17 protein-coding genes, 2 tRNA genes, 1 rRNA gene and 1 pseudogene are annotated in these 17,990 nt (G+C 51.0%); 15 read left to right on the top strand and 6 right to left on the bottom strand.

The window, feature by feature from the left end:
• Positions 1-45 precede the first annotated feature (45 nt).
• The 3 genes from rrf (at position 46) to dkgB (ending at position 1,260) form a co-directional block, all read left to right on the top strand.
• Positions 46-161: ribosomal RNA gene (gene rrf / locus ICA20_RS20055) — 5S ribosomal RNA — on the top strand.
• 54 nt (positions 162-215) lie between these two features.
• Positions 216-292, top strand: a tRNA-Asp gene (locus tag ICA20_RS20050).
• A 164-nt stretch (positions 293-456) separates the two neighbouring features.
• Complete coding sequence (gene dkgB / locus ICA20_RS20045) at positions 457-1,260, top strand: 2,5-didehydrogluconate reductase DkgB (RefSeq protein WP_038637465.1); 804 nt, start codon at positions 457-459, stop codon at positions 1,258-1,260.
• Between the two features lie 21 nt (positions 1,261-1,281).
• Here the strand turns inward: dkgB and yafC are convergent, their stop codons facing one another.
• Complete coding sequence (gene yafC / locus ICA20_RS20040; RefSeq protein ID WP_038637470.1) at positions 1,282-2,196, bottom strand: DNA-binding transcriptional regulator YafC; 915 nt, start codon at positions 2,194-2,196, stop codon at positions 1,282-1,284.
• Between the two features lie 104 nt (positions 2,197-2,300).
• On the opposite strand from yafC, the gene ICA20_RS20035 reads away from it, so the two are divergent.
• From ICA20_RS20035 to ICA20_RS20025, 3 genes are all read left to right on the top strand, one after another.
• On the top strand, positions 2,301-3,476 hold the full coding sequence (locus tag ICA20_RS20035; RefSeq protein WP_038637474.1) for an MFS transporter: 1,176 nt from the start codon (positions 2,301-2,303) through the stop codon (positions 3,474-3,476).
• 131 nt (positions 3,477-3,607) lie between these two features.
• The gene (locus ICA20_RS20030) at positions 3,608-4,408 is read left to right on the top strand and encodes an endonuclease/exonuclease/phosphatase family protein (protein ID WP_038637479.1); all 801 of its coding nucleotides are present in this window, start codon (positions 3,608-3,610) and stop codon (positions 4,406-4,408) included.
• A gap of 78 nt (positions 4,409-4,486) precedes the next feature.
• Positions 4,487-5,257, top strand: coding sequence for a class I SAM-dependent methyltransferase (locus ICA20_RS20025; RefSeq protein WP_038637481.1), 771 nt, complete (start codon positions 4,487-4,489; stop codon positions 5,255-5,257).
• Between the two features lie 49 nt (positions 5,258-5,306).
• Here ICA20_RS20025 and mltD read toward each other — a convergent pair whose 3' ends face one another.
• Positions 5,307-6,665 (bottom strand): murein transglycosylase D, encoded by a 1,359-nt coding sequence (mltD, locus tag ICA20_RS20020; RefSeq protein WP_038637483.1) that lies wholly within the window; start codon positions 6,663-6,665, stop codon positions 5,307-5,309.
• Between the two features lie 71 nt (positions 6,666-6,736).
• Positions 6,737-7,492: a hydroxyacylglutathione hydrolase gene (gene gloB, locus ICA20_RS20015; RefSeq protein WP_038637485.1), complete on the bottom strand. Its 756-nt coding sequence runs from the start codon at positions 7,490-7,492 to the stop codon at positions 6,737-6,739.
• 33 nt (positions 7,493-7,525) lie between these two features.
• Between gloB and ICA20_RS20010 the strand changes: the two genes are divergently transcribed.
• Complete coding sequence (locus ICA20_RS20010) at positions 7,526-8,248, top strand: class I SAM-dependent methyltransferase (RefSeq protein ID WP_038637488.1); 723 nt, start codon at positions 7,526-7,528, stop codon at positions 8,246-8,248.
• Here the strand turns inward: ICA20_RS20010 and rnhA are convergent.
• A pseudogene (gene rnhA / locus ICA20_RS20005) lies at positions 8,245-8,823 on the bottom strand (ribonuclease HI). The gene ICA20_RS20010 and the pseudogene rnhA overlap by 4 nt on opposite strands.
• On the opposite strand from rnhA, the gene dnaQ reads away from it, so the two are divergent.
• Positions 8,777-9,505, top strand: a complete 729-nt coding sequence (gene dnaQ / locus ICA20_RS20000) for a DNA polymerase III subunit epsilon (protein WP_038642996.1) — start codon at positions 8,777-8,779, stop codon at positions 9,503-9,505. The pseudogene rnhA and the gene dnaQ sit on opposite strands and share 47 nt — an antisense overlap.
• A gap of 133 nt (positions 9,506-9,638) precedes the next feature.
• Positions 9,639-9,715 (top strand) — tRNA-Asp (locus tag ICA20_RS19995).
• Positions 9,716-9,870: 155 nt separating this feature from the next.
• Here ICA20_RS19995 and ICA20_RS19990 read toward each other — a convergent pair.
• Together ICA20_RS19990 and ICA20_RS19985 are read right to left on the bottom strand one after the other, a co-directional pair.
• Entirely contained in the window at positions 9,871-10,389 is a 519-nt protein-coding gene (locus tag ICA20_RS19990) for a hypothetical protein (protein WP_038637494.1), read from the bottom strand.
• A 1-nt stretch (position 10,390) separates the two neighbouring features.
• Complete coding sequence (locus ICA20_RS19985; RefSeq protein WP_038637495.1) at positions 10,391-11,179, bottom strand: winged helix-turn-helix domain-containing protein; 789 nt, start codon at positions 11,177-11,179, stop codon at positions 10,391-10,393.
• A gap of 644 nt (positions 11,180-11,823) precedes the next feature.
• Between ICA20_RS19985 and ICA20_RS19980 the strand changes: the two genes are divergently transcribed.
• The 6 genes from ICA20_RS19980 to ICA20_RS19955 all read left to right on the top strand — a co-directional run bounded on the left by ICA20_RS19980 (position 11,824) and on the right by ICA20_RS19955 (position 17,984).
• Complete coding sequence (locus ICA20_RS19980) at positions 11,824-12,372, top strand: fimbrial protein (RefSeq protein ID WP_038637500.1); 549 nt, start codon at positions 11,824-11,826, stop codon at positions 12,370-12,372.
• A gap of 69 nt (positions 12,373-12,441) precedes the next feature.
• Complete coding sequence (locus ICA20_RS19975; protein ID WP_038637503.1) at positions 12,442-12,990, top strand: fimbrial protein; 549 nt, start codon at positions 12,442-12,444, stop codon at positions 12,988-12,990.
• A gap of 41 nt (positions 12,991-13,031) precedes the next feature.
• Positions 13,032-15,503, top strand: a complete 2,472-nt coding sequence (locus ICA20_RS19970) for a fimbria/pilus outer membrane usher protein (protein WP_038637505.1) — start codon at positions 13,032-13,034, stop codon at positions 15,501-15,503.
• A 26-nt stretch (positions 15,504-15,529) separates the two neighbouring features.
• Complete coding sequence (locus tag ICA20_RS19965) at positions 15,530-16,306, top strand: fimbria/pilus periplasmic chaperone (protein ID WP_042310485.1); 777 nt, start codon at positions 15,530-15,532, stop codon at positions 16,304-16,306.
• 11 nt (positions 16,307-16,317) lie between these two features.
• Positions 16,318-16,923 (top strand): fimbrial protein, encoded by a 606-nt coding sequence (locus tag ICA20_RS19960; RefSeq protein WP_038637513.1) that lies wholly within the window; start codon positions 16,318-16,320, stop codon positions 16,921-16,923.
• Positions 16,920-17,984 carry a fimbrial protein gene (locus tag ICA20_RS19955; protein ID WP_038637517.1) on the top strand — a complete coding sequence of 355 codons (1,065 nt, stop codon included), beginning with the start codon at positions 16,920-16,922 and terminating at the stop codon, positions 17,982-17,984. Before ICA20_RS19960 ends, ICA20_RS19955 begins: the two co-directional genes overlap by 4 nt.
• Positions 17,985-17,990 lie beyond the last annotated feature (6 nt).

The following is a 17,990-nucleotide window of genomic DNA, read 5'->3' as shown; positions in this document are numbered from 1 at the left end:
CAGATAAGATTAACCGGCGAAAAGCGGGTTAATAAACAGAATTTGCCTGGCGGCTGTAGCGCGGTGGCCCCACCTGACCCCATGCCGAACTCAGAAGTGAAACGCCGTAGCGCCGATGGTAGTGTGGGGTCTCCCCATGCGAGAGTAGGGAACTGCCAGGCATCAAATTGCAGTAAACCGGGATGAAAATCCGGGTGGTGACAAAGAAATTCGGTGGAGCGGTAGTTCAGTTGGTTAGAATACCTGCCTGTCACGCAGGGGGTCGCGGGTTCGAGTCCCGTCCGTTCCGCCACTTATTAAGAGCCCTGAGCTAACGCTCAGGGCTTTTTCTTTGCCTGCGATTTAATTATTGCTAAATTCGCAAAAATCCTCTGCATTTTTCATTCTTTTTCTATAAAGCGCTGAAGTTCATAATCCTCTCCGTAAACGAACATTGTGATTAAAAAGAGGAATTTCATGACTATCCCTGCATTCGGTTTAGGTACTTTTCGCCTGAAAGACGACGTGGTTATCGCTTCTGTTAAAACGGCGCTAGAGCTGGGCTACCGTGCTGTCGACACTGCGCAAATCTATGATAATGAAGCGGCTGTTGGCCAGGCGATTGCTGAGAGCGGCGTACCACGTAGCGAGCTGTATATCACCACCAAGATCTGGATTGAAAACCTTAGCAAAGACAAGTTGATCCCAAGCCTGAAAGAGAGCCTGAAAAAACTTCGTACGGATTATGTCGATCTGACGCTAATCCACTGGCCCTCTCCGGGTGACGCCGTCTCTGTCGAAGAATTTATGCAGGCATTGCTTGAAGCTAAAGAACAAGGGCTGACTCGCGAAATTGGCATTTCAAACTTCACCATTCCGCTGATGGAAAAAGCCATTGCTACAGTGGGCGTGGAGAACATCGCCACTAACCAGATTGAACTGTCTCCGTATCTGCAGAGCCGTCGGGTGGTTGGCTGGGCGAAAGCGCACGGTATCCACATCACCTCTTACATGACGCTGGCTTATGGTAACGCGCTGAAAGATGAGGTGATTGTGCGCATCGCCGCAAAACACAATGCCACTCCGGCACAGGTTATCCTGGCATGGGCAATGGGAGAAGGTTACTCAGTAATACCTTCTTCCACCAAGCGTGAAAACCTGGCAAGTAACCTACTGGCACTGGAACTGCGTCTGGATGCCGAAGATAGAGCAGCGATCGCGGCACTGGATTGCAACGACCGCCTGGTTAGCCCGGAAGGTCTGGCCCCTGAGTGGGATTAATTGCCTGACCCTTTGTACCCTTTAACCCTCTTTCACAGCTCCTTCGGGAGCTGTTTTTATATGTTCACTTAAGAAGTCGATAAATGCCCGGATACGTGTACTGACGGCACGATCGCTGTAGTAAACGGCGCTGAAAGGCATTTCTACCGGCAGACGCTTATCGGCCAGCAGTTCCACCAGTTCTCCCTGCTCGATCTCTTTGTCAATCATATAATCTGAAAGACATGCAATGCCGTTACCGCTCAGGCAAAGCTGTTTTAACGTTTCCCCGCTGTTGGAAGAAATCCCACATTCGACCTCATGGAGCTGCCCATCGCTACAGGCTATTGGCCAGGTATTGAGCGAGATGGGTTCAGAAAACCCCAGACACAGGTGCCGTTTTAACTCTCCAACGCTCTCTGGCTTGCCAAAACGGGCAATATAGTCAGGTGAAGCGATAATCTTGCGGTAGCTGATAAATAACGGACGTGCGCGCAGACTTGAATCAGTCAACGTGCCTGCGCGTATCGCAACATCCACTTTTCGTTCAATAAGATTGATGAACGTTTCTGAGGAGACAAGAGACAACGTCATCTCGGGATACCGCTCACGGAACGGTTTAATCAGCGGCATCAGGAAATGCAGCATTACCGGCGTTGCCGCATCGATACGCAGTAAGCCGCGTGGGGTATTACGTGACTCCATGATTTCCGTTTCTGCTGCAGCCATTTCTTGCAGTATCTGCTGCACACGCCTGAAGTATCGCTCTCCTTCTTCAGTCAGGCTCAGTTGTCGGGTCGTACGATTAAGCAGACTGACGCCGAGCTTCATCTCCAGCTTTTTAACTGCCCGGCTGACAGCGGAATTGGCCTGTCCAAGCTGCTCTGCCGCCCGGCTGAAGCTGCCGCTTTCCACGACAGCGACAAAAATTGCAAGTTCTTCGGAGGTTGCTTTCATTTTTGCACCTGAAGCAAAATTAAATTGATATTTTGAATATTTTTGTCATTAAAACATCCAGGCATACTGCGTGTCATCTGATTACTGATGTTATGGAGTTATTTATGCCTCTCGCTTTATTTGCACTGACAATAAGTGCCTTCGCTATTGGCACGACTGAGTTTGTGATTGTTGGCCTGGTGCCGACCATTGCTCAACAACTGGCGATCTCGTTACCTTCCGCCGGAATGTTGGTTTCAATCTATGCGCTGGGCGTAGCTATTGGCGCGCCGGTGCTGACTGCTCTGACCGGACGCTTACCGCGTAAACAGTTACTGGTCGCGCTGATGGTCTTGTTTACTGCCGGGAATTTGCTGGCATGGCAGGCTCCGGGCTATATGACATTAATCGTCGCCCGTCTGCTGACGGGGCTGGCGCACGGTGTGTTCTTCTCAATTGGCTCTACCATCGCGACAAGTCTGGTGCCGAAAGAGAAAGCGGCTTCCGCGATCGCCATTATGTTTGGCGGCTTAACGGTGGCGCTGGTTACGGGCGTGCCGCTGGGGACATTCATCGGTCAGCATTTTGGCTGGCGCGAAACTTTTCTTGCGGTATCAATGTTAGGCGTGATTGCGCTGATTAGTAGCCAACTGCTGATCCCGGCCAACATTCCCGGTCGGGCGGCCGCCAGCATTCGTGACCAGGTGAAAGTGCTGACCCATCCTCGTCTGTTGCTGATTTACGCCGTTACGGCGCTGGGCTATGGCGGTGTATTCACGGCATTCACCTTCCTGGCGCCGATGATGCAGGATCTGGCAGGATTCTCCCCGGCAGCAGTAAGCTGGATCTTGCTGGGCTATGGCGTATCTGTGGCTATCGGCAATATCTGGGGCGGCAAACTGGCAGATAAGCATGGTGCCGTTCCTGCGCTGAAATTTATATTCGCCGCACTGTTTGTTCTGCTGATGGTCTTCCAGGTGACCGCATCCACTCAGTACGCCGCACTGGCCACTATTCTGGTGATGGGGATCTTTGCCTTTGGCAACGTACCGGGTTTGCAGGTCTACGTTGTTCAGAAAGCCGAACAATTCACGCCTAATGCGGTAGATGTGGCATCAGGACTCAACATTGCAGCGTTTAACATTGGTATTGCATTGGGTTCAGTGATTGGCGGGCAAACGGTGGAGCATTACGGTTTGGCGCAGACGCCGTGGATTGGCGCCCTCATTGTTCTGGTGGCTTTCTTACTGATGGGCGTCAGCGGTCGCCTTGATAAACCTGTACGCATTGCTCTGGGGTAAATCATTGATGTAAGCGCCCACTTACAAAACAAACTGCAATTGTTCGTTGAAAGTGAGTGCTAAAATCCCTATAACAGAAGAACCAGTCCGGCTGCGGACTGGTTGACGTTACAGAGGTTTGAAAGTCTAAAGTGCGAAAAAACACCTATGCCATGCGTTATGTTGCCGGACAGCCCGTTGAGCGGATTTTACCGCCAGGGTCGTTTGCGCATATTGGCCAGGCATTACCCGCAGGCGCTCCGTTAAGCAGTGAAGATCGCATTCGCGTGCTGGTATGGAATATTTTTAAGCAGCAGCGTGCAGAATGGCAGTCGGTGCTGAAAAATTTTGGCAAAGATGCGCATCTGGTGTTATTGCAGGAAGCGCAAACCACGCCTGAACTGGTGCAGTTTGCGACCGCTAACTATCTCGCTGCCGACCAGGTACCCGCCTTTGTGCTGCCTCAGCACCCCTCTGGCGTCATGACACTTTCTGCCGCCCATCCTGTTTACTGCTGTCCATTGCGCGAGCGTGAGCCTATTTTACGGCTGGCGAAATCGGCATTGGTGACGGTTTACCCATTGCCTGATACGCGTTTATTGATGGTGGTGAATATCCACGCGGTAAATTTCAGCCTCGGCGTTGATGTTTATAGTAAGCAGTTACTTCCTATTGGCGATCAGATTGCCCATCACAGCGGTCCGGTGATCATGGCGGGTGATTTTAATGCCTGGAGCCGTCGACGGATGAATGCGCTGTACCGCTTTGCGCGCGAAATGTCGCTGCGCCAGGTGCGCTTTACCGACGATCAACGCCGACGCGCGTTTGGTCGCCCTCTCGATTTTGTGTTCTATCGTGGTTTGAACGTGAGTGAAGCCTCTGTGCTGGTCACCCGCGCATCCGATCACAATCCGCTACTCGTTGAATTCAGTCCCGGCAAACCTGAACAATAACGGTGTGTCAGGTCTGCCGTAGGGCAGACCTGTAGTGGTGCTGCCCTTCTTATTAAACAACAACCGAAGGACAACACAATGACAACACGCTCCCATCATGACAACGTCGAAAAACAGTTTGGCTCTCAGGCTAATGCCTATTTAAGCAGTGCGGTACATGCCTCTGGCCGCGATTTGCAACGCCTGTCCGCAAGATTGTCAGCATCTCCGCAAGCCCGGTTACTGGATATGGGATGCGGAGCAGGGCATGCCAGTTTTGTGGCTGCGCAACACGTCAGGCAGGTCGTAGCTTATGATTTATCTTCACAAATGCTTGAAGTGGTGGCGGAGGCGGCAAAAGACAGGGGGCTGGAAAACCTCTCCACGCGCCAGGGTTATGCCGAAAGCCTGCCATTTGAAGATAACGCGTTTGATGTGGTGATTAGCCGCTATTCCGCGCATCACTGGCATGATGTCGGGCGCGCGCTGCGGGAGGTGAACCGCGTCCTGAAGCCCGGCGGCGTACTGATCGTGATGGATGTGATGTCGCCGGGTCACCCTGTACGTGATATCTGGTTACAAACTGTGGAAGCGTTGCGTGATACCTCGCACGTACGCAATTATTCCAGCGGGGAGTGGCTGTCTTTAATCAATGACGCGAATCTCATTGCTGACACCTTGTTAACTGACCGCTTGCCGCTGGAGTTCAGTTCGTGGGTTGCGCGGATGCGTACGCCTGCGGCGTTGACCGAAGCGATTCGTTTATACCAACAGAGTGCATCTGCTGACGTGAAGGCCTACTTTGCATTACAGGAAGAGGGGTCGTTTACCAGCGACACGATAATGGTAGAGGCGCATAAAGCAGGATAAATAAAAAAGGCACTGAGGGGAAACCAGTGCCTTCATTTCTACAATGTTATCAGGAGTCCGGCATACCGTTGTTTTTCAAAAACAACGTTAGCTGATCGCCAGGCTGCAGGTTATCCGTGTCGCTATTCCAGCGCATCACATCTTTGATGTTAACCCCGTGACGTTTGGCAATGCTCGACAGCGAGTCGCCCTTACGCACACGATAGGTGATGCTATCGCTGTTATTAGCCAGGCGCTGCGCGCTGGTTCCAGCGCCTACCGTCAGGCTTTGGCCTACTTTCAGGGAAGAACCACGCAGATTGTTCCACTGTTTCAGGTCTTTTGTGCTCACGCCAAGACGTGAAGCAACGCCAGAAAGCGTATCGCCAGAGCGAACTTTGTAGCTACGGCTGTTCAGCGGCGTGTTATCCGCGAGCAGCGTTGACTGCACGGCTGCAATTTCGCCTGAAGCCAGAGACTCACGCAGCTTTTCTGCATGCTTCTTTGGCACCATCACATATTGCGGACCGCTGGCACCCAACGTGGAGCCTTTCACGCCTGCATTGAAGGTCTTCAGCTTGCTGACGGATATACCCGCCATATCGGCAACCTGAGCCATCTCAACCGGGCTATTCAAGCGAACACGTGCCAATGCGCGGCTTTCGTCTGTTGTAGGCAGACGCACGCCATAGCGCTTGCTGTTTTTGAGAATATCGCTCAAAGCCAGCATTTTGGGCACATACAGCTTCGTTTCCTGAGGCAACGGTAACGACCAGAAGTCGGTGGATTTACCACGCGCTTTGTTCGTTTTGATCGCCTTCATCACGCGACCTTCACCGCTATTATAAGCAGCAATGGTCAGCAGCCAGTCGCCATCAAACATCTTGTTCAGACGCTGCATCATGTCGAGCGCGGCAGTGGTGGAAGCCACAATGTCGCGACGTGCATCATAATTGCGGGTCTGCTTTAAACCATAATTGCGCCCCGTGCTCGGAATGATCTGCCAAATACCTGCGGCATTGGCGCCAGACGTTGCGTGAGGATCAAAAGCGCTCTCCACTATGGGTAGTAATACCAGTTCCATTGGCATGTTACGTTTCTTAACCTGCCCGGCTATCCAGTACATATACGGCTCTGCCCGTAAAGTTACATCGTGGAGATAGCTCTTATTGCGTAAATACTTCTGTTTCTGTTCGCGAATCCGGCTGTTTTCCGGAATTCCCATCTTTAGCTCGTCACCAATGAAAGCCCACAAATCTTGATCAGCAGCGATAGATGTTCCATCGTCCATCCATCGCGCCTGACTTGTAAACTTTCCTGCTTCCCCTTGACCAGCTGCAGAAAGGCTCTGTGCGTGCTGTTGGACGTTACCAGTATTCTGGCACCCAACAAGCAGGACAGAGGCGAGTAATATCGCTTTTGCCTTCATGTGTGTGTCAATAGTTGCTTAAAAGACGACCGATCATAACGGCGAAGTTTTCAAAAGGCAACCCGGAATTGTCAGAACGTATCTTTCTTTGACCTTAACCAGGCAAAACGCTCTTCAGGTTGTTGCAATATTGTTTCTTTGTTTATTTCATTAATTAAATCAATATCTTCAGTTCGCAAAAAAATATTATTTCGCCGCTCATTTTTCAGAATTACGGGTAGTGTCATTTGTTTTTTTACGCGTAACTCATTAACTTTACGATAATATTCATTTATGAACGAATCGTGCGGGAGGATGCTTAAAGCAAACTTCATATTTTCTAATGTGTACTCATGCGCACAACAAATCAAAGTATCATCGGGAAGTGCGCTGATCTTTTTAAGTGATTGATACATCTGTGTTGCAGTACCTTCGAAAAGCCGACCGCAGCCACCAGAAAAGAGCGTGTCGCCACAAAACAGGTAAGGGTGACTAAAGTAACAGATATGTCCTAAAGTGTGACCCGGCGTAGCAATTACATTAAATTCATGCCCCAATACGAGAGCAATATCGCCATCTTCGACTATGTGCGTCGTTCCCTTATCTTGCGTTTCAGCCGGTCCGTATACCACTATTTGTGGGAAGTGTTGCAGGAGTTCTTTCACGCCGCCAACGTGATCCTGATGATGGTGGGTCAGCAGAATGGCCTCTGGCACCCAGTTATGTTCTGCAATGGCTTGCAGAACTGGGGCTGCTTCTCCCGGGTCAACAATCAGACAATGTTGGTCATTATTTGACAGGACCCAGATGTAATTGTCCTGAAATGCAGGAATACTGTTAAGATTCATATCTTACCTCTCAATGCGAAACGGAAGGTTATGATGAAACCGGCAAGGATCCCTCAAACTGTCGTAGCGCCCGTGAGCTGGGATGATTTACCCTGGGGCGAATACTATCGTGAGGCGCTGGAGCATCAGCTTAACCCGTGGTTCGCAAAAATGTACGGTTTTCATCTGCTTAAAATTGGTAATTTAAGCGCAGAAATCGATTCTGAAGCGTGCGCGGTTTCTCATCAGGTAAATGTTTCTTTGCTGGGTTCTCCCATGCAGGTAACGGCCGATCCTTTACATCTGCCCTTTGCCGACAAGTCGGTGGATGTCTGTTTGTTGGCCCATACGTTACCGTGGTGTGACGATCCGCATCGGTTACTGCGCGAAGCCGATCGTGTGCTGATTGATGACGGCTGGTTGATTCTGAGCGGGTTTAATCCGGTAAGCCTGATGGGACTGCGTAAACTGGTGCCGGTATTGCGCAAGACCCCGCCTTACAACAGCCGGATGTTTACCCTCATGCGTCAACTGGACTGGCTCTCTTTGCTAAATTTTGAAGTGCTGCACTACAGCCGCTTTCATGTTCTGCCCTGGAACAAGAAAGGCGGGAAAATGTTAAGCGCCCATATTCCTGCCCTGGGATGTTTGCAACTGGTGGTCGCGCGTAAGCGAACCATCCCACTTACGCTCAACCCAATGAAACAAAATAAAAGCAAAACGCCTATCCGCCAGGCCGTTGGCGCTACCCGGCAATACCGCAAGCCGGACGCTTAAGACTCGGCCTGATACCCGATATCATCCTGAGTGGGGCTCATTGCCGCGGCGCGCGCAAGCTCATCACAGCGTTCGTTTTCCGGATGGCCCGCATGGCCCTTAACCCATTCCCATTTGATTTGATGCGGACCCAGCGCGGTATCCAGACGTTTCCACAGATCGACGTTCTTTACCGGTTTTTTATCTGCCGTTTTCCAGCCGCGTTTCTTCCAGTTGTGGATCCATTGTGTAATGCCCTGGCGCACATACTGGCTGTCGGTGCTGAGTATCACTTCACACTGTTCTTTCAGGGCTTCCAGCGCTACGATTGCCGCCATCAGCTCCATGCGATTATTGGTTGTGAGGTTGTACCCTTCACTAAAGGTTTTTTCGCGCCCGCGATAGCGTAAAATTGCCCCGTAACCACCTGGCCCTGGATTTCCCAGGCAAGAACCATCGGTGAAAATTTCTACCTGTTTAAGCATCTCTGGTAGACTTCCTGTTTTAGCAAATCGAAATCAAACGATAAGTCTGACATAAATGACCGTTATGAGCACTGGAATTACACGACAGGTAGTCCTTGATACCGAAACCACTGGTATGAACCAGATTGGCGCCCACTACGAAGGCCACAAGATCATTGAGATCGGTGCGGTCGAAGTGGTGAACCGCCGCCTGACCGGTAATAACTTCCACGTTTACCTGAAGCCGGATCGGCTGGTGGATCCGGAAGCGTTTGGCGTACACGGCATCGCAGACGAATTCCTGCTCGATAAGCCTACGTTTGCCGAGGTGGCCGATGAGTTTCTCGACTACATTCGCGGCGCGGAGCTGGTCATCCATAACGCATCGTTTGATATCGGCTTTATGGATTATGAGTTTTCTAAGCTCAATCGTGATATTCCGAAAACCAACGAATTTTGCAAAATAACCGATAGCCTGGCGCTGGCAAGGAAAATGTTTCCTGGCAAGCGAAACAGCCTTGATGCGTTATGCTCGCGCTATGAAATAGACAACAGTAAACGAACCCTGCACGGCGCATTGCTCGATGCCCAGATTCTGGCCGACGTTTATCTGATGATGACCGGTGGGCAGACCACGATGGCGTTCTCGATGGAAGGTGACAGCCAGCAGCAAAATGACACGGGGATCCAGCGCATTGTTCGGCAGTCCAGTAAACTACGCGTTGTTTTCGCCACTGATGAGGAGTTAGCGGCCCATGAATCGCGCCTTGACCTGGTGCAGAAGAAGGGTGGAAGTTGTCTCTGGCGGGCGTAAATGACCCAATTACAGCGCAGAAATGACCATTCGGGTGATTTTTGCAGCAAACGATTAAAAACGTGAGAAAAAGCGTTGACGAGGCGCGAGGCAATCCGTAATATTCGCTTCGTTCCCGAGCGGAACACAACGCGGAGTGGTAGTTCAGTTGGTTAGAATACCTGCCTGTCACGCAGGGGGTCGCGGGTTCGAGTCCCGTCCATTCCGCCACTATTCAGAAAGCCTGAATCAGAAATGATTCAGGCTTTCGTCGTTTTAGCCCACCCCAAATAACAATTCCATCATTACACTGCATTGCAACCTCCGCGCTGCCGGGCGGGAAACACATCAGGTCATCCTTAACCCGACGCATATCGTAGAGGCGATTAACCCGCGAAGTGATTCATCACGCAGGCGAAGCGGGGTGAAAAGTTATCGCCAATAAGAACCGTTTCCTCATTCAGGCGCTTCAGCATATACAGCTTGTCGGCACGTTCGTAAGCGTCGAAGAAGAGGTAATCGACAGCATCCGTTGCGTCATCATCGGGGGATTTTTCACGTCCATCGGGAGTGAGCATAAAAACGCCTGCGGTATGGCCGAGCGGACGGGCGTAGCGAAAGAACAGTTTTCGGCTAACAGTGAACTCACCATCATCACTTTTGAATTTCCCCTGTACTGACAATGAAAGGTGTCCGGAATTGTAGCTAGTGATCAGCATAATTCCGTTGAGTTCCTTTTTGCTATTTTGGATGTCGAGTATCGACGTAAATTCCGATGAGCATGAAAAGCTGATTTCTTGTTTCTTCGCATTCCCGACGATAATGAAAAAAGCAATGGCCGCCAGCCCAAAAATGGCAATTACCACTGACCACAGTAAAGGAGAGTGATCGCTTTCCTGCTTCATATCATTCCTCATAATGACGATACTGGCTGACGCAATGGTAATAGCCGAGGTTTAGTCCGCATTCAGCGGCAAACGACCACTCAACCAGGTTATGGTTGCTCGCCCACGTATTAAGATAGAGATCTTTTGGATGCGAACAGTTTGGGTTAATCCCTACTGACTTGAATATATCCAGCGCTTTCTTTTCAGTTATGGTATCGGTAAGAGCATTCCCTAATATATGTACCCGGCATTGCTCGTAGTCGATTGTCCGCAGAATAGCTGCGTCCGTCATGGCGATTTCATTGGGTATCCATGTTAACCACGCTGTCGCCAGCACTGCGATACCGGTGATTAACGTTGTTATCGCGACTGGCCATCGGTTTCGGTTCTTTTTGTTGAGCTTCTTTGCAACATGGGCAATTCGCGCTGGAGTTTGCGCCTCTTCCAGTTGCTGAATATTGATATTGACGTCGCCCATCCGAAATCCCATTCGCGGAATGGTGACGATGAGCTCGGCAGGGTGACCCGTTGACGTTATTGCTTTGCGCAGAAATGAAATGTGCTGGTTGAGATTGGCATCCGTCGCCCGGGCGCCATTATGCTGGAAAACATTCAGCAGAATTTCATCGCGCGAGGAAATCTCTTTACCATTTTGCAACAAATAGAGCAGTAATTGCGTTGCCACATTATTCAATGTCGCCATTTCACCCGATGTCAGGTCTTTTAGGGTATTTTTATTTGGTCTGAAAACTAAGCCATCACCAATAATTACGGATTTAATTTTGTTTATTGGTATATGAGAAATCACTGATGTCTCCTTTAAAGCAGGATATCTCGCATTCGAGTGGGGGAAGCAATAGCATAACATAATTTATTTATAAAAAATGGTTGCGCCATAGATCGCTTCATTAATATTTATATAACAATATTTTAATATTTCTTATAAGTTGTCTCATTCTCCTTTCTCTCTGTCACTATCTTATTGTCATTACTCGCTTTTGATATCCACTTTCATTTTTACAAAACTTTCATAAATACATTTTGCCTGGTATCCGGACTAAATAAAAAAATAGTTGATAGATAAAAGCTCTATAAAAATGCAAAATAATAGATATTAACACTGGTATGTGCCTGGATTCTGGTGTTTTTTTAGGTAAACGATCGTTATGCAGGCGGTGATACAACACGATTCCCTGAGTTTGATTAATACCGTATTTTTGCATTGTGTCATTTTTCTGCCGACTTAATATAAGCCCCGAAACAGCCTGAACAGCTGTGGACGGTATTTCGTATGGAATGCCAATGATGTTCAAAATAAGGGGCGGGTTGAGATGGATTGTTTGCAGGGATATGCGCTACCGCCACCTGCAGATCAGCATTTCCCTGACGTTAAGTGTCTGTGGAAATAGATCGTCGGAATAACTAAAAACGGATATAAGGTTAAGTAGTAATATGAAAATGAAAAACGTGGCTGTGGCCTGCGCGCTGATGGCGGGAATGACTTTGACTGCCTCTTCTGCTTTCGCTGCAAAAAATGTCGAGCCGACTAACGGTAAAATTCAATTCACCGGTTCTCTGGTTAATTCCGCATGTGGTCTGGCACCTGAATCCAGCCCGGTGCAGGTTAATTTTGGTGAGATCCCAACCTCTCAGTTAAAAGACAACCAACGCGCTGGCGTTAAGCATGCCAAAATCGTTCTTCAGGGCTGCGACACCACCGTTGCGAAAACGGCCACTGTGACCTATACCCCGGCAACAATTGATACCGACAACAACGCCCTGGCCGCATTCACCTCTGGTACTGCAAAGGGCGCGGGTATTGGTATGGTTGACAGCGGCAACCAGGACGTGGAATGGGGTAAAGCTGCCTCTCAGGTCAACATCACTGACGGCGAAACCGACATTGATTTCGTTGCTTATCTGCAGGCAAACAACGCTTCTGCAGCGGTAACGCCGGGTGATTTCGAATCTACCGTTAATTTCCAGATCGACTATCAGTAATTACCCGCAGCGGGCGCATTAATGCGCCTGCTTAACCCTTCCTGCGAATAACTGAAAGGAAATACGGTTATGCCTGGATGGCGAATTTTACTGCTTTTTGTCTTTATCTCGCCTGCATGGGTTATGGCTGGCGCCAATCGTCTAAACAGTACGCCCGGCAAAATGCGCATGCGAGGAAATATTATTGAGGCAGCCTGTTATGTTGATCCGCGCGACCGGTCGCTACTGGTTGAATTCGATGATCTCTCTGCCAGAGATATTTCCGGAAGACCAGAAAAAGTGTCCGCGCATGATTTCAGTATTCATTTGCTGGGATGTTCATTAGGGGATTCTCAACATTCCGGGAATGTGTTTCAACGCGCCAATATTACCTTTTCTGGTGCGCCCGACAGGGACAATCCTGATTATCTGAGCGTGCAGTCGGAAACTGAAAATTTAGCAATAGAAATATACGACAGCAAAGGACAGCAAATTCGTCTGGGCGAACCATCACCAGATTATGTGCTTAACCCAGGGAAGAACACACTCAACTTTACGGCTTATTTGATCTCCCGTGACGGAAGAATGACATCCGGCGAATTTACTGCGGTCACGCATTTTGTTGTGAATTATCTCTGAGCTGCACTGCAATTCGGGTATCTGAAGGTTTGCGAACGAAAATGATCACGCTGAAAACAGATAAAAAACGCCTGGCGCTATTTATTACTCTGGTTTGTGCCTCTGCATGGGCTGAAGCGGATGAGGCCATTGAATTTAATACTGACGTACTGGACGCCAGTGACCGGCAGAATGTCGATTTGCAGCGTTTTTCCGAAGGCAACTTTGTGACTCCCGGAGAATATCTGCTGGATGTTCGAATTAACAGTCAGGAAATTCCTCAGCAGTCGATCCGCTATATTGTCGATCCTGCCAACCCGCATAAATCCATGGCGTGTCTGACGCAGCAACAACTCGAATTACTGGCGCTCAAAGAAGAGGCGCTAACCTATATTCATCCGATTAGCGCGACCTGCTATGACATTTCCCGTCTGCCGGGCGTAGCGTTGAATAATAGCGCAGGCGTACTGGACATTACCGTGCCGCAGGCATGGATGAAATATACCGATCCCGACTGGACGCCGCCGGAGCGCTGGGATAATGGCGTCGCGGGGCTGATTTTTGACTACAGCATCTCGGGTCAGGCCACACATTACGAGCAGGGGGGCGATCATTACCGCTCTCTTTCTGGCTACGGGCAAACAGGCTTTAACCTCGGCGCGTGGCGCTTTCGCGGGCAGTATCAGGCCAATTACGCTTCCGATGATAATCGTGGGCGTATCGACTGGGATCAGATCTATGCTTATCGCCCATTACCGATGCAGGCGGCAAAACTGACGCTTGGCGAAATCTATCTGAATTCTCAGGTTTTTGATTCGGTACGTTTCACCGGGGTTAACCTCGCCAGCGATGAGCGTATGTTGCCACCGAATTTGCAGGGTTACGCGCCTGAAGTTCATGGCATCGCGCGGAGTAACGCGAAGGTCACCGTCAGTCAGCAGGGACGTGTTATCTATCAAACCACCGTTCCTGCGGGGCCGTTTAATATTCAGGATCTGCACGGCTCGGTACGCGGCACATTGGATGTACGCGTTGAGGAGCAGGATGGCAGCGTACAAACCTTTCAGGTTAATACCGCCGATATTCCCTACCTGACGCGCCCAGGCTACGTTCGCTACAACGCCGCGGTCGGTAAGCCATCGCTTTACAACCATGACATTCAGGGCCCTGCGTTTTATACCGGCGATTTCTCATGGGGGGTCAGCAATGCGTGGTCGCTGTACGGCGGCGCGCTGCTCACTGGCGATCGTTATAACGCCTGGTCGATGGGGATCGGCCGGGATTTGAGCTGGTTGGGAGCGTTATCGGCAGATGCGACGCAATCCGTGAGTCGGGTGAAGCATCAGGCTGAACAAAAAGGCATGTCCTTTAAGCTCAGCTATGCCAAAACCTTCGATGAATACAACAGCGCTATCACCTTTGCCGGGTACCGCTTTTCACAGCGTAACTTCCGCACTTTTTCGCAGTTCCTCGACGAACAGTATGCCAATAACAACAGCGCCGGCAACGAAAAAGAGATGTACACCATCACCGGTAACAAAACCTTTTTTGCCGACGATCCGCAGTTAGCCACCACGCTGTATCTGACCTACACCCACCAGAACTACTGGGATCGTCGTTCGCAGGATCGTTACGGCTTGTCGATGGGACACAGCTTTTCGTTGGCGGGCATCCAGGGGATTAGCGCCAACCTTGCGGCTTACCGCTCTGAGTATCAGGGCAAACGGGACGACAGTCTTTCGCTTTCAATTTCGATTCCCTGGAGCGATGGCCGATCCATGGATTATGAATTGCAGAACAGCGGCAACCAGACCAGCCAGATGGTTTCGTATTCCGATAACCGCGACCGTAACAATCCATGGCGTTTGCGCGCAGGGGTTTCCGGTGAAGGGCACACGGCATTTGATGGCTATTACAAGCACCGCAGCATGATGGCGGAGCTGGAATCTAACGTCAGCTGGCAGCAATCACGTTATTTCTCCGTAGGCGGCACGATGCGCGGCGGTTTTACCGCGACGCGTCACGGTGCGGCGTTGCACAACAGCCAGGCGTCAATGAATACCGCCAGAGTGATGGTCGATACCGACGGTGTGGCGAATGTACCGCTGAACGGCGAACAGGCGCACTCAAACCGCTTCGGTATTGCCGTGGTACCGGACGTCGTCAGCTATCACAGCTTTGATACCCGTATCGATGTGGACGCAATGGACGAGGATATTTCCGCGACCAAAGCCATTGTCACCAACACCCTGACGGAAGGAGCGATTGGCTACCAGCGCTTTGCCGTGGCGCAGGGGCAAAAAATGATGGCGCTGCTGCGCCTGAAGGAGGGTTCGGTCCCGCCGTTTGGCGCCGAAGTGTTTAACGCCAACGGCGTCAGCGTCGCCATGGTGATGGAAAACGGCATGGCCTGGATTGCCGGTGTGAATCCAGCCGAGCGTCTTTCCGTGGCCTGGGGCGGTCGAGCGCAGTGTCACTTACAGGTGCCACAACAACTCAACCCGGAAGGTAACGTGCTGTTGCCTTGTGAATAATTTCAATAACCAGAATGAATTTTGTCATGAAAAATCAAGCTTTTTACTCCGTGCAGCGTTGGCTCAAACCCGTGGCTTGTGGCCTGCTTTTTATTGCAGAGATCAACGCTTCCTGGGCGGGCATTGCGCTCGACCGTACCCGGATGATCATCACCGGCGATGCGCGCTCTGTCAGTGCGAACTTAACCAATACCAGCCCGAGCATTCCGTTTTTGGCCCAGTCGTGGGTGGAAGATGCCAACGGAACAAAAGTTACCTCGCCGCTGATGGTCTTACCGCCGCTGCAGCGAATTAACGGTGGGCAAAAAGGCATTGCCCGCGTGACGAAAACCAGCGGGATTAATGCGCTGCCTCAGGATCGAGAAAGCCTGTTCTACCTGAATGTGCGTGAGATTCCACCTAAGCCTGATAAGCCTAACGTGCTGCAACTGGCGATGCAGTCGCGCATCAAATTGTTCTACCGGCCGACCGCCATCGTGCCGGAAACGCCGGGCGCGGTGTGGCAAAACCAACTGGTCTTTCACAAGCAGGGTCTACGCTGGACCGTGGATAACCCAACGCCATACTTCGTCACCTTAATCGGTTTAAGCCGTAAGCCGGAAGCGCAGGGCGGCGGCAGGCTGACTGACTTCCCCGGGGTTATGGTGTCACCAAAATCCTCGCTTGATTTCAGCGTTACCGACGGCAGCGTCAGCCAGTTCAGCATGATGTATGTGAACGATTTTGGCGGTCACCCTGAATTGAAATTCAGCTGCACAGGCAATGTGTGTAAAGCATTGCCGATGGAGCAACAGCCCCGGTAAAGGACTCGTAAATGAAAAAGATGCTTTGCGCTCTGCTGATGGCTGGTATGGCCTGCCCGGTTCAGGCCACTAGCGGCCGCCAGGATATGAGCAACGTTTCCGGCGAGTATGGCAACGTCCGCTTTCACGGTCGGGTATTCGTTTCGCCGTGCGTGCTGGATATGGCTTCACGCGATCAGACCATCGATCTGGGTGATATTTCCGCCAGCCGCTTTCGCCAGAGCGGCGATCGCAGCGATCCGGTATTAGTGACGCTGAACCTGAATGGCTGCTTAAAAGGCTCTGGCCATACCTTAAGGGATTTTCCCGGACAGACCAGCGAAATGCCGGAGCTGGCGCATAGCACGGTGGAACGTGGCGTGTCGATGACGCTGATGGCCGAGGATGCGCCGGAAAACAGCGATCTGGGGCGTATTCGCGGCGATGTGCGTGGTGCGGGCATTCGGCTACTGACCGAACGCAACCAGTTGATTCACCTGAATCAACCGCAACGCATGTGGATCCTCAAACCGGGCGATAACGCGATTCACTTTCTTGCCGCGCTGGAATCTTTTGGCCCGGAGGTGACCGCTGGCGAATTTAACGGTCTGGTCAGACTTAAGCTGGAGTATCTATGAGCGTATTGCACAAAGCGCTGCTGTGGGTCGCCCTGGCTGGCTGTCCGCTGGCCGGGCAGGCATTTACTCAGGGTGAAGGTGAACCGCAGGGCGGGTCGCCGCATCAGTACGATATTGAACTGAGCTCGCTGGACGTCAGCAAAAACCATGTTGGCGGCAGAACGGATCCGTTCACCTGGAATTTAGGCAGTTGGTATGTCGTGGATTTTCATTGTGAGCAGGCCGACATCTCGCGACAGCCGATTTATTACACCACCACGACCACCATGCCGCCTTCTAATCAGGGAGCGAACCGTTTTCGTCTGAATGAGTACCTGGATGTGGAAGTGAAGGTATGGGTCGCCGGGCGGTATAACAACTACGTTCAGGCACCGTTTACCAACTTTTCGAATCGCTACAACGACCATAATTGCAAAAAGCGCAAAGGCTACGAGCGAGCCACTAACATTGAAAGTGGGTCTAAAGGAAAAGTGACGTTTATTGTCACTAAACCCATTATTAACGGCATCAATATCACTTCTCAGTCACTGGTGGAAGTTGCTGGACGTCTGGGCAATGCAGGCCCTACGCCGACAACGCCAATTTCCCGTGTGGTCATTAAATCCGGGCTCATTACCGTGCCGGATAAATGCACCTTCAATCGGGGAGACAAAATCAGCATTGAGTTTGGCGATCTGCCCGGATCCGCTGCAAAGCTTAACGGCACCAATTACAGCAAGTCGATCCCGATACACGTGGTCTGTGAAGGTGGCAGCTTCGATCAGGGCGCGCTGAACATCAATTTAGGTGTACAAACCACCACGGCGTCAGGTACGGCTGGGTTTAACGATCATCTTCTCGGCACGTTGAGTGGCGGACAGAAACGCGACGATCTCGGCATTCTGATTAAAGACGAGAGCGGCGGCACCGTAGTGCCCAATCAGTTCTACAACGTGAAGGGTTTTTACCAGAATCAGGGCGACTGGAATCTCACTGCCGCACCGGTGGCAAAGCCGGGCGTGGGGAGCGTTCAGGAAGGTGAGTTTGAAGCCTCTGCCACCGTTGTCGCGCAGTTTCAGTAGGGTAAT

The sequence above is a fragment of the Citrobacter sp. C5_2 genome (assembly GCF_014596845.2).
Classification (GTDB): domain Bacteria; phylum Pseudomonadota; class Gammaproteobacteria; order Enterobacterales; family Enterobacteriaceae; genus Citrobacter; species Citrobacter werkmanii.
This window is presented reverse-complemented; position numbering and strand designations above follow the sequence as displayed.

Coding starts and splice junctions, on each gene's coding strand:
- dkgB (WP_038637465.1), top strand. CDS start 457: ATGACTATCCCTGCATTCGGTTTAGGTACTTTTCGCCTGAAAGACGAC.
- yafC (WP_038637470.1), bottom strand. CDS start 2,196: ATGAAAGCAACCTCCGAAGAACTTGCAATTTTTGTCGCTGTCGTGGAA.
- ICA20_RS20035 (WP_038637474.1), top strand. CDS start 2,301: ATGCCTCTCGCTTTATTTGCACTGACAATAAGTGCCTTCGCTATTGGC.
- ICA20_RS20025 (WP_038637481.1), top strand. CDS start 4,487: ATGACAACACGCTCCCATCATGACAACGTCGAAAAACAGTTTGGCTCT.
- mltD (WP_038637483.1), bottom strand. CDS start 6,665: ATGAAGGCAAAAGCGATATTACTCGCCTCTGTCCTGCTTGTTGGGTGC.
- gloB (WP_038637485.1), bottom strand. CDS start 7,492: ATGAATCTTAACAGTATTCCTGCATTTCAGGACAATTACATCTGGGTC.
- ICA20_RS20010 (WP_038637488.1), top strand. CDS start 7,526: ATGAAACCGGCAAGGATCCCTCAAACTGTCGTAGCGCCCGTGAGCTGG.
- dnaQ (WP_038642996.1), top strand. CDS start 8,777: ATGAGCACTGGAATTACACGACAGGTAGTCCTTGATACCGAAACCACT.
- ICA20_RS19990 (WP_038637494.1), bottom strand. CDS start 10,389: ATGAAGCAGGAAAGCGATCACTCTCCTTTACTGTGGTCAGTGGTAATT.
- ICA20_RS19980 (WP_038637500.1), top strand. CDS start 11,824: ATGAAAATGAAAAACGTGGCTGTGGCCTGCGCGCTGATGGCGGGAATG.
- ICA20_RS19975 (WP_038637503.1), top strand. CDS start 12,442: ATGCCTGGATGGCGAATTTTACTGCTTTTTGTCTTTATCTCGCCTGCA.
- ICA20_RS19970 (WP_038637505.1), top strand. CDS start 13,032: ATGATCACGCTGAAAACAGATAAAAAACGCCTGGCGCTATTTATTACT.
- ICA20_RS19965 (WP_042310485.1), top strand. CDS start 15,530: ATGAAAAATCAAGCTTTTTACTCCGTGCAGCGTTGGCTCAAACCCGTG.
- ICA20_RS19960 (WP_038637513.1), top strand. CDS start 16,318: ATGAAAAAGATGCTTTGCGCTCTGCTGATGGCTGGTATGGCCTGCCCG.
- ICA20_RS19955 (WP_038637517.1), top strand. CDS start 16,920: ATGAGCGTATTGCACAAAGCGCTGCTGTGGGTCGCCCTGGCTGGCTGT.